Below are 13,344 nucleotides of genomic sequence, written 5' to 3'. Positions count from 1 at the left end.
AAGGCATTTTTGCTTTTGCCGTACTGGCTATCTAAGCGACAAAGACTGACTGAGCAACAAAGATACGCAGCGCGTTTAGTCGTCTTGTTTGGCCAGAAACTCTTGATCGACCGCAGGCAGAGGCTGGTCATTAATGGCGGCTTCAAACGCTTTCAGACGTTTATGAATAGACAAGAGTTCTACTATGGTGGTCCAAGAATTAACCAAAAATTGGAAAGAACTTTCGACCTGACCAAACGCGTTTGAAATTCGCTGCATGATACCAAGCGTGAATGCCCCCGCCACAATAGAAGGCCCTAATGCAATCAAAGGCACTAAAACCCCAGCTTGTAGGTAGCCATAACGCACCACGTTGAAATACAGGTAGTTAAAGTACAGTCGGAAATAGTTTTTGCGAACATTTGCGAACAGCTCTACTAATTTCGCTGGCTCAGCACGATCTTCAAAGTCTTCCCCATACACCAACTCTTTTCGATAAGCCGCTTCAACACGTTGGTTTTTAAACTCTAGCCCTGGTAAGCGAATCCCTGCGACCGCCAATAGCGTTGTGCCTATGATCGCCCATAAAATGGCCACAAACACGAGTGCTTGAGGTACCTCGCCAATAAAGGGCAAGGTGGTGACGTATGAAGACAATCCCCATAGAACGGGCAAGAAGGCCAGCAAGGTCATAATGGAATCTAGAAAACGAACCCCAAGGCTTTCCACGATATTGGCAAAGCGCATGGTGTCTTCTTGAATACGCTGTGACGCCCCTTCAATTTGGCGAACCTGCTGCCATTTTGAGGTGTAGTAATCGTTCATCGCTGTGCGCCAGCGGAACACATAATGACTGACAAAAAAGTTATTCAATACAGACACAGTAATGGCCACTAGGGCGATGATCGCGAAGGTTGATAATTGTGAATAAAATTGCGTTAAAGTAATGCTGTTTGGTGCGCTGAGTGCTTTTTGGATAAGGTCATAAAAGCTGCCATACCATTCGTTAATCATCACACTGACTTGTACTTGGAACCAAGTGATAAAGACGATTAAACCAGAACCGATAACAGACCATTTAGCCCATTTCTGTCCGCCATAAGCCACCCAAGCGCCAATGAAAATGGCATAACAAACCAACATATATTGGTATAGCCAGACATCGACTGCAAATTCTTGAGCACTGGCAAAGGCCGCTTTGGCTGCTGCATCGGCATCTGGAGTTAAGGCTTCAGGAAAATGCAGGCCAAACAAAGAGGCCAAGCTGAGTGTGCTGCCTAAATCTTGTATCGCAAGATACCAGCCTAAAACACAAACAAGCGCCCATAAGGCAAAGCTCAAAAAGAATAACTTAGGTTTTGGGAAGAAGGATAAAAACACGTTTTGTTCTCTCTTTGACTAAATGGGATTAACCTAGTTTGAATAGGGTAAGTGATTGATCTACTAAAAAGTTGTCTAATTAGACCTGTTTGAAGCTTAAACTAGTACTGAGTGAAGAACAATCAAACTCCTATTCAAGAAGCTGTAAACAAAGAATAAAACTGCGTGACTTCCTAAACGCAAAGAATTGGCCGATTAAAAAGCGCATTGAGGATGTAGAGTGAGAGGAAATTTTTTGATCAATAAAAAAAATCGGGCGCGACACTAAAGTGAAGGCCCGATTCTGATGCGAGTACGTTATCTCATTCGATGACCGAAAATGGATTACGCGGCTTTGTTGTCTGCTACCACTTTTGCGACAGCGCGTTCTAAACGAACAAAACCTTCAGCAATGTCGGCTTCTGGAATGATCAGTGATGGAGCAAAACGCAGTACGTCAGCACCAGCAACCAATACGAACAAGCCTTCTTTAGCGGCTTCAACTAGGAACGCTTTCGCGTTGCCTTTTAGGCTGTCGACCACTTCAGCACCGATCAATAAGCCCATGCCGCGAATGTCTTTAAAGACATGGTATTTTTCGTTGATGGCCGTTAAACCTGCAACAAAAAGCGCATGACGTTTATCAACATCACCTAGTACTTCTGGCGTATCGATAATATCGACGACGGCTTCAGCAATAGCGCACGCCATTGGGTTGCCACCATAAGTGCTACCGTGTGTACCAATGGCTAGGCTAGCTGCAATGTCTTTGGTAGTAAGCATAGCGCCAACAGGGAAACCGTTACCTAACGCTTTTGCGCTTGTTAGCACATCAGGTTTTACACCCAATTGCTCGTAGGCAAAGAAAGTCCCAGTACGGCCCACGCCAGACTGCACTTCGTCAAATACAAGCAGTGCATTGTGTTGATCACACAACTCACGCACCTGCTTAGCAAACTCGACATTCGCAGGAATAATACCGCCTTCCCCTTGAATTGGCTCCATCACAACGGCGCAAGTTTTATCAGAGATCAACGCTTTTAATTGATCAATGTTGTTGTAGTCGCAATGATTAATGCCAGCCGGAGTCGGCTCGAAACCTTCTTTGTACTTAGGTTGTCCACCAACAGAAACGGTAAACAAAGTACGTCCGTGGAACGATTTATTGAAGGCAATAATTTCGTTCTTTTCAGGACCGTAGTGATCGAATGCGTAACGACGAGCGAGTTTGAAAGCGGCTTCATTGGCTTCACCACCGCTGTTACAAAAAAAGACGCGATCAGCAAATGTCTTATCGGTCAGTTTCTGCGCTAAGCGTAGGGCAGGTTCGTTGGTCATGACATTGGATAGATGCCAAAGTTGACCCGCTTGCTCGCGCATTACATTGACTAGAGTTGGGTGAGAATGACCTAGCGCAGTCACGGCAATACCGCCTGCAAAATCAATGTATTCCTTACCTTCTTTGTCCCATACGCGAGAGCCTTCGCCACGCACTGGAATAACCGCAGATGGTGCGTAGTTAGGAACCATTACTTCGTCAAATGTTGCTCTCGTTACTTGTTCAGTCACTTTTATATACCTCTTAAAGATGGGCGACTGTAGAACCAGCCGCCCTTTGGTTTATATCAGGTTTCTCAACTCACGAATAGCCACAGTTACCATAGCAAGAGTCAATTCACTTTCAGATTTAATTTCACCGAAGGTGGTTCTGTAATGCTTGATATTGTCGCTATTTTGCTCGCGCCAGAAAGTCAGTCTTTCTTCAAGCTCTTTGATATCAGAGCTGGATTGAATGACCTCCTGAGTGAGGGTTCTTAAGCTGTTATCTACTTCGTCACCAAGGCCGGCTTTCGCTCGGCGTTGCCACATATCGTCAGCCGATAATTCGAACACGCTGTGACGTAGCCAATGAAGCTCTAAATCCATTTCAAGGGCAAAGTAAGTCTGTGCGACATCCAATACTTCTTTCTCGGTATTGCTGGCCACACGAATGATGTCCAGTCCGTAGAATAAGTAATGCAGTGCAGACAATTTCTCTGCCACTTCTGCTGGAATGCCTTGTTCAGCCAACTCTGCATTGATTTCGGCTAAGTGTGCTTGGCTTGGCTCTGTTAGGATCGCTTGCATGTTAGCGCGAATGATCTCAACACCTGGTTTGTAAGTGTCTTTCAAACGTTGAATCGACAAGCTCTCACGAGTGTTACGTAACAACCAAAGCGTCGCGCGTTCTAGCAAGGCTTGAATGCGAATCAATAGGTTGTTCGATACTTGGTTAGAAACTTGGAAATCCAGAGCGTTGATCGAATCCCAAAGAGAAGGAATGTCGAAAATGTCTTCTGCTGCCATGTAAGCACGAACTAGGTTCAGAGCCGATGCGCTGGTTTCTTCTTGTACATAGGTACTGAAGGTTGGACCCATGCGGTTACCAAGGTTGTTGGTAACGTGGCCAGCAATGATTTCTTGAGCCAATGGGTGTGACGCCATTTGATCGCCAAAACGTTTGGTCAGCTCTTTCGGGAAGTACTGATGAATTTGAGTAATTAAATCAGGGTCTTCACCAATGCCGTCTTCAACCAATTGCTCAGAAAGCTTGATTTTAGAGTAGGCCAGCAACACAGAAATCTCAGGACGAGTCAGTCCTTGATTTTTGTTCAAGCGTTTTTTGATTTGCGCATCGCTTGGTAAAAATTCGATTTCACGGTTTAGACGACCTTCACGTACCAAGGACAAGATCAAGCGCCAGTGGTCAGTCAAACGTTCGGATGATTGTGCGTTCGCCAAGGACAGTACATGACTTTGTCCTAAGTTATGGCGCAATACAAGACGACCTACTTCGTCGGTCATTTGAGCCAACAAAGTGTTACGTTGCTTCTCAGTCATGTCGCCATTTTCAACAACACGGTTAAGCAGGATCTTAATGTTTACTTCGTGGTCAGAGCTGTCAACGCCTGCCGAGTTGTCGATTGCGTCTGTGCTGATTAAACCGCCGTTTTGAGCGAACTCAATACGACCACGCTGTGTTAGTCCAAGGTTACCGCCTTCGCCAACAATCTTACAACGTAGTTCTTTACCATTAACGCGTAAGGCGTTGTTGCCGCTGTCACCAACGTCTGCGTGTGTTTCGCTTTCGGCTTTAACATAGGTACCGATACCGCCGTTCCAAAGCAAATCAACTGGTGCTTTCAAGATAGCATTGATTAAGTCCGTTGGTGCCATGGACTTCATGTTGCCTTCGATGCCGAGGGCTTTACGAATGTCAGCATTGATTGGAATGGATTTTGCGGAACGATTAAAGATGCCGCCGCCTTTAGAAATCAATTCTTTGTTGTAATCTTCCCATGATGAGCGAGGGAGATTAAACATACGCTGACGCTCTGCAAATGAGCTTGCCACATCTGGTGTTGGGTCAATGAAGATGTGCATATGGTTAAAGGCTGCGATCAGGCGAGTGTGCTCAGACAGCAGCATACCGTTACCAAATACGTCGCCGGCCATGTCGCCAACACCGACTGTGGTGAAGTCGGTTGTTTGGCAATCAATGCCAATTTCTTGGAACTGACGTTTCACAGATTCCCAGGCGCCGCGAGCTGTGATGCCCATTTTCTTGTGGTCGTAACCATTAGAACCACCAGAAGCGAAGGCGTCGCCTAACCAGAAACCGTATTTTTCAGAAATGCTGTTCGCAAGGTCTGAGAAGGTCGCTGTGCCTTTGTCGGCGGCGACTACCAAGTATGGGTCGTCTTCGTCGTAACGCTCAACGGAAAGAGGTGCAACCACTTCGTTTTGAACCAGGTTGTCAGTGATGTCTAACAAGCCACTGATAAAGGTGGTGTAGCAACGAACAACTTCTGCTTGAACGTCTTCACGAGACGCATTTTTCTTAAGCTGCTTGGCAACAAAGCCGCCTTTTGCACCGGATGGCACAATGACCGCATTTTTTACCATTTGGGCTTTTACTAGACCAAGTACTTCGGTACGGAAATCTTCCATACGATCTGACCAGCGTAAGCCACCGCGAGCCACTTTGCCGCCTCGCATGTGAACACCTTCAACCCAAGGTGCGTAAACGAAGATCTCAAATTTAGGGCGAGGTAGTGGTACTGCAGGAATCAAAGATGGGTCTAGTTTGAAAGAAACGTAATCTTTGATTTCGCCGTTAACATCAGGTTGGTAGAAGTTAGTACGAATCATCGCCTGAATAACAGACAAGTAATGTTTGAGGATTCGATCTTCATCCAAATTCGCCACTTGATCCAATTCTAGATCAATTTTCTCAAGCAGTTTTTGAACCTTGTCATCGCGTTTAGCGGTTAAGCTTGGGTCAAAGCGTTGCTCAAATAATTGCACCAACAAGCGTGCGATATTGGCGTTCTTCTCCAATGTCTGTTGCATGTATTGAACAGAGAAAGGCACTTGTAACTGCATCAAGTATTTGGTCAATGCACGTAGCATAGTGACTTGGCGCCACGTCAAAGACGCGTCTAATACAAGGGCGTTAAAGCGGTCATTTTCAATACGGCGGCTAAAGACTTGGTTAAATGCGTCTTGGAAGGCCACACGTTGTGCGTTCTTCTCAAGGTTAACGTCAGCGTCCACGCAAATCGCAAATTCCACGATCCAGGTGTTTTTAATGTCTTCTTCGTGATTGTCTAACTCATAAGGGCGCGCTTCAAGAACACGTAACCCCATGCACTCAAGAATCGGTAATACATCTGACAACACCAAGGACGTGCCGGAGCCGTACACTTTGAAGAAGTAGTTGTTTTTGGTTTGACCAACCTGACGATACAAATGAGTACTGATGTCGCCTTCGCCAGCCAATGAGTTAAGACGTTCGATGTCCAATACCGCAGAATTTGGAGAGAAGTCTTCACGGTACGCGGCTGGTAGGTAGTGAGCGTATTGTGCGAACAGCGTATTGCCAGTTTCTTCGCCATTGCTCTTATGCAAAGCAGACAGCAGTTTGTCTTCCCACGAACTCATGGCTTCTTGCATCTTACGTTGAATGTCTTCTTCGTCGATGGAAGGGCTGTTTTGTGGGTCAGCGATTTGGATCGTAAAGTTAACGCGAGCCAACACAAGTTGAGAGAACTGTACGTTGAACTCAGAGCTTGTGCCGTTACAAGCATTCATCAGAATGTCTTGCATATGAATACGCAATTCTGTGTTGTAACGATCGCGAGGCACGTACACCAAGGCGTTTAAGAAGCGGCCATAAATGTCTTTGCGCAAGAATACACGTAATTGACGACGTTCTTGAATCGCGAGGATGCTCTCGATTGTATCGTAAAGCTCAGCCACAGGCGCTTGCAGCATTTCATCGCGCGGGTAGCTGTTAAGAATGTGCTTAAGGTTTTTGCCTTTGTGGCTGTTTGGGTCCACATTTGCTTGTTCAACAATGTGGTTTAGCTTTTTACGCAACAAAGGAATGTCTTGTAAACGGGCCACGTAAGTCGCCGAAGAATACAAACCAAAGAAACGCCATTCGCCGATCACATTGCCTTTTTTGTCGAAGCGTTTTACGCCTAGATAATCTAAGTGAACAGGGCGATGTACGGTCGAAATAGCGGTGGACTTCGTTAAGATAAGCGCATTGCTGTTATCAACCGCCAGCTCTGCCAAACGATTGTTAAGCACTATGTCGCGTTTTACTTTCTTATCATTGATGTCTCGGAAAGTACCAAGACCAGAGCCGTCTACCAATTTAAGGTGCGCTTCGTCTTTCTCTGCGACCAAATCATAGGCGCGAAAGCCGATGAAGGTGAAGTGGTCGTTTGCGATCCAGCGAAGAAAATCAAGATTCTCTTGGTGCTCGGCATTGTCTTTTAAATGAGCGATTTTTTCGGACTCGCCGATAATTTCGCTCAGTTTGCTTTTCATCGTTGGCCAATCTTTCACGGCCTTTTTAACATCGACTAAACTAGACAAAAGCTCTTCTTTGATTTCGTCTAACAGGTTGATGTCGGATAGACGATCAATTTCAAAACGCATCAATGCTTCGTGCGTTTCAAGAGGGCCATCAGGGTTAATAGACTGCAGCTCACCTTTTTTATTGCGTACTGCAGGGACGACCGGGTGAGCGGTCAAGTGAATAGTGTGACCTAAGCGCACAAGTGCCATGTTAAAAGAGGACACAAGGAATGGCATGTCTTCTGTTAGAATCTCGATCACAGTGTGTGTCGAGTGCCAGCTATGCTCTTCGTAATTAGGGTTGTAAACGCGAACTTTCGGCTGTGAACCTGAGCGTTGTTGTAAGAAATCCCATAGGCATACGATAGTGCCATATAGGTTTTCAATGGACTCATTCACCATGTCTTCCGTTAGCGAGTCCTGGAAGTATAGGTGGGTAAGGTGAACAAGATTTTGTGCTTCGCTACTACTGAAGTTGTCTCGTATCTCAGCTTCAATACGGTCGATCAATTCGCATTTTTTATTATCAGTCATTAGAACTCATCCTCATGAGTGGTGTTCTTTATAAAACTAGTTGCCATTGTTAGATCACGAAAGTACTACTTCAAGACTGCCAAACGATTATTATGAAAACTCGTCTCCTTTGAAAGGCTTGAAATTACGCAATTGCGACATTTAGTTCTCTTATTTGAAGGTTTTTCCTAAAAAGAGCTTGATTCAAACAGGAAAACCCTTTGTTATCCATTTTAAACGAAATAAACTTCTTTTTTACTCATTGATCGCAGGATAATAATTTGTACAAGAGTGAATTTGCATCGAGAGAAATCATGCAGGCGAGCAAAAAACCTCAAAAATACGGTTTTTTGCTTCTACCTCACTATTCAATGTTGGGTTTTTCATCTGCAATAGAAACCTTGCACATGGCGAATTGGGTGACAGGAAAAGAGCTATATCGTTTTTGTACCATTGGTCATGGGGAGAGTGAAATCTCTTCAAATACAGGGGTAACAACGCATACTGACTACTCCACCATGGATGCACCTAAGGATCTTGATGCCATTTTTGTGTGTGGTGCCTCGCCAGTGACACAAAACGAAAGTCAAACTTTAGAAAATTGGTTGAAGAAGCAGGCGCAAAAGCAGATCCATCTCGGCGGTCTTTGCACTGGGAGCTATTTATTGGCCAAAGCAGGGCTGTTAAATGGCTATCGTGCGACCATACATTGGTGGAATATTGCCAATTTACGGGATGAGTTTCCCGATACGATTGTGTCGAGTCACTTATTTGAAGTGGATCGTGATCGTTTTACGTGCAGTGGTGGCACCGCGGCAATGGATATGATGTTGTTTCTAATTGGTAAACAGCATGGCATGACGCTTGCTAGCACCATCTCAGAACAGTTTGTTTGTGAACGTATTCGTACCCACGACGACCCGCAGCGGATTCCACTGCAGGCGCGGATAGGGACTGGCCAGCCGAAATTGGTTGAAGCGGTTCAATTAATGGAAGCGAACATCCGCGAACCTTTGTCGTCTGATGATATTGCTTATCATGTTGGTGTTTCTCGCCGTCATTTAGAGCGTTTGTTTAAGCAGAACTTGAGTTCTGTGCCCTCTCGCTACTATCTGGAACTGCGTCTTCAGCATGCTAAACAGATGTTATTGCAAACGGATAAGTCGATTACAGAGGTTGGGTTGGAGTGTGGATTCACGACGGCGCCACATTTTAGTACCACTTATAAGGGGTTTTTTGGGCTCTCACCCAGAGCAGAACGGAAAAATCTGCAAATTAAGGTGGCTCAACCTGATCAAACAGACAGGAAAAAAAGACAATTATGGAAAAAATAATTTAAAATACGCTTTACGAGCTATTTTGATCTATGAGTGCGCTGCTTTTTCCTGCTCTAATAGCGGCAGGGCGTGCTTTCTCAGGTTCTATTTTCGTACACGAAAATAAAAATGATATATAAAAAGGTAATCAACATGTCGAAAGTCCCGGCTCTAGAGCTAATAGACATTCATAAAACGTTTGGGAATGTAGAGGTGCTTAAGGGTATCTCCTTAAAAGCCTATGACGGGGATGTTATTTCTATTCTTGGATCAAGTGGCTCAGGAAAAAGCACATTTTTACGTTGTATTAATATGCTAGAAAATCCAACCAAAGGGGAAATCATCTTTAATGGTGAATCTTTGAATTTGGTTCCTGATGGTAGCGATTTGGTTTCCGGTAATATGAAGCAGCTGACCAAGATGCGTCAGCAGATTGGCTTTGTTTTTCAAAGCTTTAATCTATGGCCACACATGACTATTTTGCAAAATGTTATGGAAGGGCCAGCTCATGTTCTTAAACGTCCAAAGCATGAAGTTAAAGCGTACGCTGAACATCTTCTTGATAAAGTAGGGATAGCGGACAAAAAAGACATGTACCCAAACCAACTTTCTGGTGGCCAACAACAACGTGTCGCCATTGCGAGAACGTTAGCGATGGACCCTCAGGTCATCTTGTTTGATGAGCCTACCTCAGCGCTTGACCCTGAGTTAGTAGGTGAAGTATTAGGTGTAATGCGTAAACTGGCTGACGAAGGTAGAACGATGCTGATTGTTACTCATGAGATGAACTTTGCTCGTGAAGTATCCAGCGATGTTGTGTTTCTTCATCAGGGAGTCGTTGAAGAACAAGGCGCTCCAAGTAAAGTGTTTGGATCTCCAGAGTCTGAGCGTTGTAAGGCATTCTTATCTAGTGTGTTTTAGGCAATCGTTAAGACTGTGCTTGGTTTAAATAAAGTAAAAAAATAACTGTTCACTAAGGAATCTTTCATGAAATTAAAAACTATTATAATGGGTTCGGCTCTTTTTGTTGGCGCAGCACTGACTGGCGCTTCTGCACAAGCAGCTGACAAAATTCGTTTCGCGACAGAAGGTGCTTGGGCGCCTTTCAATTACATCGACTCTTCAGGTAAACCACAGGGTTTTGATGTGGATATTGCGCACGCTTTGTGTGCGCAAATGAAAGCAGATTGTGAAGTGGTTACGCAGGATTGGGATGGTCTTATTCCTGGTCTGAAAGTACGTAAATTCGACGCCATTATTGCGTCTATGTCTATTACTCCAGAGCGTGAGAAAGTGGTAGATTTCACTAACAAATACTACTCAGGCGGTTTGCGCTTCCTAGGCCGTACTGGTGAGAAAGTAGATCTTAAGCATCTAGATGGCAAAACCATTGGTGCACAGCGTGCAACCTTGGGTGCTCAGTACCTAGAAGACAATTATGCAGGCAAGGCCAAACTGAAATTCTACGATAACCAAGACAACGTGTATTTGGATCTAGTTTCTGGTCGTCTTGATGTTGTGTTGTCGGATGAGTTGCCGACTTATAACTGGCTTAAAACGTCCGGTAATGGCGATAAGTTTGAGTTTAAAGGCGCTGCTTTCATGAAAAACGACAATATCGGTATTGCTGTACGCAAAGGCGATAAGTTGAAAGATAAGTTAAACGAAGCCCTAAAAGAAATTTTAGCAAATGGTACTTATCAAAAAATCAACGCTAAATACTTCCCATTTTCTATCTATTAATCGGTAGAAAGTCGACATACCCTTTGGCTCATTTACTGAGCTAAAGGGGTTGTTTCCTGTTTAATTCTGAGAAAAAAATATGATTGATCTTCATGGATTCGGTCATCAGCTGTTACAAGGCGCATTGGTTACCGTAGAGCTTGCTCTTGCCTCTTTAGTTGTTGGTCTTGTGCTCGGTTTATTGGGCGCCGCCGCTAAATTATCGTCAATAAAACCTCTGCAATGGATTGCGAATATCTATACCACCTTGATTCGGGGACTTCCTGAATTATTGACAGTGCTGATTATCTATTTTGGGGCGACCACCGTCTTAATGTCGATTGCGAGTCTGTTTGGGTATGATGAATATATTGAAATTGGTGCTTTTGCTGCGGGTGTGACGGCGTTGGGGCTAACTTTTGGTGCGTACGCAACAGAAGTATTTCGAGGTGCTTTGCAATCTATTCCTAAGGGGCAGCATGAATCGGCTGTGGCGTTAGGAATGGGCACATTTCACAAGTTCTATCGAATTATTTTGCCACAGGTTTGGCGCATCGCCTTGCCCGGTTTAGGCAACTTGTTTTTGGTACTGCTGAAAGATACCGCATTAGTCTCTGTGGTAGGTTTAGAAGATATTATGCGTAAAGCAAACATTGCTGTAAGTAGCACAAAAGAAGCTTTCTTGTTTTACCTTGTGGCAGCGATTATGTATTTGGCACTAACCGTTGTCTCCATGGGTGTGGTGTCGTATTTAGAAAAGCGCGCTCGCCGTGGCTTAACAAGAGGGTAAACGATGGATTTCTCAGTAGTTGTAGAATACTTCCCTCGTTTATTAGAAGGGACTTGGGTTAGCCTGCAGTTGGTTGTTTTATCAATTGTATTGGGGGGCATCATTGCTTTGCCTATCGCTCTGGCGCGTATTTCGCCCGTGCTTTGGATTCGATCGTTTCCCTTTGCTTACATCTTCTTCTTTCGCGGTACGCCTTTGCTAGTGCAAATATTTTTGGTGTACTACGGTGCGTCACAATTTGAGGTCGTTCGTGAGAGTTTTCTCTGGCCGATTCTGCGTGAGCCATTTTGGTGTGCCATCATTGCGTTTACCTTGAATACATCTGCTTATACAGCTGAAATATTCCGAGGCGCGATTCAGGCGATTCCGCCAGGTGAAGTGGAAGCCTGTAAAGTCGTGGGCATGTCTAAAGCGCAAATGTACCGCCGTGTTTTATTGCCTCGTGCATTCGGCATCGTGTTGCCAGCTTACGGAAATGAAATCATTTTGATGCTCAAAGGCAGTGCCTTAGCCAGTACCATTACGATTTTGGATCTTACTGGTATGGCGCGAACCATCATTGCGAGAACGTACACGCCAATCGAAATCTTTTTGGCGGCAGGGGCGATTTACTTGGTGATTAGTATGGTGATTATTGCCATCTTCCGTCAGGTTGAAAAACGTCAAAACCGTTATTTGGGGTCCGTTTCAATTAAGGTGCCAGATAAAGGCTAATGCCAGGGTTGCGCTTTATTATTTAGCTGGTAAAGGGCTGATAGTAGGGTAAAAAAAAGAGGCTTCGGCCTCTTTTTTTGTGTCTTTTAAGCGTGTTTTTATGGGCTATGCTAAACGCTAAGAAGCTTTAGATGGCATCCGCGCCAGTTTCGCCAGTACGAATACGGATGATTTGCTCTAGTTCGGTAACAAAGATTTTACCATCACCAATTTTACCTGAATTGGCGCTGTGTTGAATGGCTTCAATTGCGCGTTCCATTTGATCAAGATCAACAGCCAGTTCGAGTTTCACTTTTGGAAGGAAGTCGACAACATACTCCGCACCTCGGTATAGCTCGGTATGACCACGCTGACGGCCAAATCCTTTTACTTCCGTGACGGTAATACCACTAATACCTATTTCAGACAGCGCTTCGCGAACTTCATCTAGCTTAAAAGGTTTAATAATGGCGGTGATTAACTTCATTCTCTTTCTCCATACAAATAAATATGCATTGTTTCCGTAAAAATAACACTCTCTTGTGAAACTCGCTACTGAGGAATAGGTTATGGTCTATATTTGTTATTCTGAAGATGGATTTTTCGAGGTGTGGTATGCAAGACAATGAGTATTTTCTCGTCTTTGAAGCCAAAATAGACCGTTTTATGAAGGGATTAAAGCAGAGTCTTTGGCAAGCGGCGGGGTTACATTTTAGAAAAATATCAACGCCGCAAAATGTGATTAGCTTCTCAGCCTGGGATCGCGACATTGCGCTCCAGCTAAGGTTTGTGGTGGTGGGACTGGGTAGTAATAGGGCTTTAGGGCGTTTGTCTTGGCTCGATCAACAAGGTCATGATCATGTCTGTTGCTACGTGAACGGCGACTTTCAGTGCGTCTCTCGTAAGAAAAATGGCCTTTGGCGAGAGCAGAAAAAGCCCGTAGGGGAGGCTTGTCTTAGGCGTTTAGAAGAAATAAAAAACGCTTAATAAATACAAGGTTACGCAATAAAAAAGGCACCCGAGTGGTTAATCAACGCGGGTGCCTTTTTAGAAGACGATCAA

General features: G+C 44.5%; 10 protein-coding genes. 6 read left to right on the top strand and 4 right to left on the bottom strand.

Annotated features, from left to right (window positions below; translation table 11 throughout):
- Positions 1–75 precede the first annotated feature (75 nt).
- The 3 genes from sbmA to ACIGBN_RS13945 form a co-directional block, all read right to left on the bottom strand.
- Entirely contained in the window at positions 76–1,359 is a 1,284-nt protein-coding gene (gene sbmA / locus ACIGBN_RS13955; RefSeq protein WP_396666107.1) for a peptide antibiotic transporter SbmA, read from the bottom strand.
- Positions 1,360–1,683: 324 nt separating this feature from the next.
- Positions 1,684–2,907 carry an aspartate aminotransferase family protein gene (locus tag ACIGBN_RS13950; RefSeq protein ID WP_396666105.1) on the bottom strand — a complete coding sequence of 408 codons (1,224 nt, stop codon included), beginning with the start codon at positions 2,905–2,907 and terminating at the stop codon, positions 1,684–1,686.
- A 51-nt stretch (positions 2,908–2,958) separates the two neighbouring features.
- Complete coding sequence (locus ACIGBN_RS13945; protein ID WP_396666103.1) at positions 2,959–7,782, bottom strand: NAD-glutamate dehydrogenase; 4,824 nt, start codon at positions 7,780–7,782, stop codon at positions 2,959–2,961.
- Positions 7,783–8,075: 293 nt separating this feature from the next.
- Between ACIGBN_RS13945 and ACIGBN_RS13940 the strand changes: the two genes are divergently transcribed.
- The 5 genes from ACIGBN_RS13940 to ACIGBN_RS13920 all read left to right on the top strand — a co-directional run bounded on the left by ACIGBN_RS13940 (position 8,076) and on the right by ACIGBN_RS13920 (position 12,303).
- Complete coding sequence (locus ACIGBN_RS13940; RefSeq protein ID WP_133004278.1) at positions 8,076–9,095, top strand: GlxA family transcriptional regulator; 1,020 nt, start codon at positions 8,076–8,078, stop codon at positions 9,093–9,095.
- A gap of 135 nt (positions 9,096–9,230) precedes the next feature.
- On the top strand, positions 9,231–9,998 hold the full coding sequence (locus ACIGBN_RS13935; RefSeq protein ID WP_133004226.1) for an ABC transporter ATP-binding protein: 768 nt from the start codon (positions 9,231–9,233) through the stop codon (positions 9,996–9,998).
- A gap of 66 nt (positions 9,999–10,064) precedes the next feature.
- Complete coding sequence (locus ACIGBN_RS13930) at positions 10,065–10,820, top strand: transporter substrate-binding domain-containing protein (protein WP_133004225.1); 756 nt, start codon at positions 10,065–10,067, stop codon at positions 10,818–10,820.
- A gap of 79 nt (positions 10,821–10,899) precedes the next feature.
- Entirely contained in the window at positions 10,900–11,589 is a 690-nt protein-coding gene (locus ACIGBN_RS13925) for an ABC transporter permease (RefSeq protein WP_133004224.1), read from the top strand.
- A 3-nt stretch (positions 11,590–11,592) separates the two neighbouring features.
- Entirely contained in the window at positions 11,593–12,303 is a 711-nt protein-coding gene (locus ACIGBN_RS13920) for an ABC transporter permease (RefSeq protein WP_133004223.1), read from the top strand.
- A gap of 127 nt (positions 12,304–12,430) precedes the next feature.
- Here the strand turns inward: ACIGBN_RS13920 and ACIGBN_RS13915 are convergent, their stop codons facing one another.
- Complete coding sequence (locus ACIGBN_RS13915) at positions 12,431–12,769, bottom strand: P-II family nitrogen regulator (protein WP_133004222.1); 339 nt, start codon at positions 12,767–12,769, stop codon at positions 12,431–12,433.
- 128 nt (positions 12,770–12,897) lie between these two features.
- Between ACIGBN_RS13915 and ACIGBN_RS13910 the strand changes: the two genes are divergently transcribed.
- Complete coding sequence (locus ACIGBN_RS13910) at positions 12,898–13,269, top strand: hypothetical protein (protein ID WP_396666099.1); 372 nt, start codon at positions 12,898–12,900, stop codon at positions 13,267–13,269.
- Positions 13,270–13,344 lie beyond the last annotated feature (75 nt).

Source organism: Marinomonas sp. NPDC078689 (genome assembly GCF_044542435.1).
GTDB classification, from domain to species: domain Bacteria; phylum Pseudomonadota; class Gammaproteobacteria; order Pseudomonadales; family Marinomonadaceae; genus Marinomonas; species Marinomonas arenicola.
Note: the sequence above shows the minus strand (reverse complement) of the source record. Positions and strands in the feature narration are given on the sequence as shown.

Coding starts and splice junctions, on each gene's coding strand:
- ACIGBN_RS13945 (WP_396666103.1), bottom strand. CDS start 7,782: ATGACTGATAATAAAAAATGCGAATTGATCGACCGTATTGAAGCTGAG.
- ACIGBN_RS13940 (WP_133004278.1), top strand. CDS start 8,076: ATGCAGGCGAGCAAAAAACCTCAAAAATACGGTTTTTTGCTTCTACCT.
- ACIGBN_RS13935 (WP_133004226.1), top strand. CDS start 9,231: ATGTCGAAAGTCCCGGCTCTAGAGCTAATAGACATTCATAAAACGTTT.
- ACIGBN_RS13930 (WP_133004225.1), top strand. CDS start 10,065: ATGAAATTAAAAACTATTATAATGGGTTCGGCTCTTTTTGTTGGCGCA.
- ACIGBN_RS13925 (WP_133004224.1), top strand. CDS start 10,900: ATGATTGATCTTCATGGATTCGGTCATCAGCTGTTACAAGGCGCATTG.
- ACIGBN_RS13920 (WP_133004223.1), top strand. CDS start 11,593: ATGGATTTCTCAGTAGTTGTAGAATACTTCCCTCGTTTATTAGAAGGG.
- ACIGBN_RS13915 (WP_133004222.1), bottom strand. CDS start 12,769: ATGAAGTTAATCACCGCCATTATTAAACCTTTTAAGCTAGATGAAGTT.
- ACIGBN_RS13910 (WP_396666099.1), top strand. CDS start 12,898: ATGCAAGACAATGAGTATTTTCTCGTCTTTGAAGCCAAAATAGACCGT.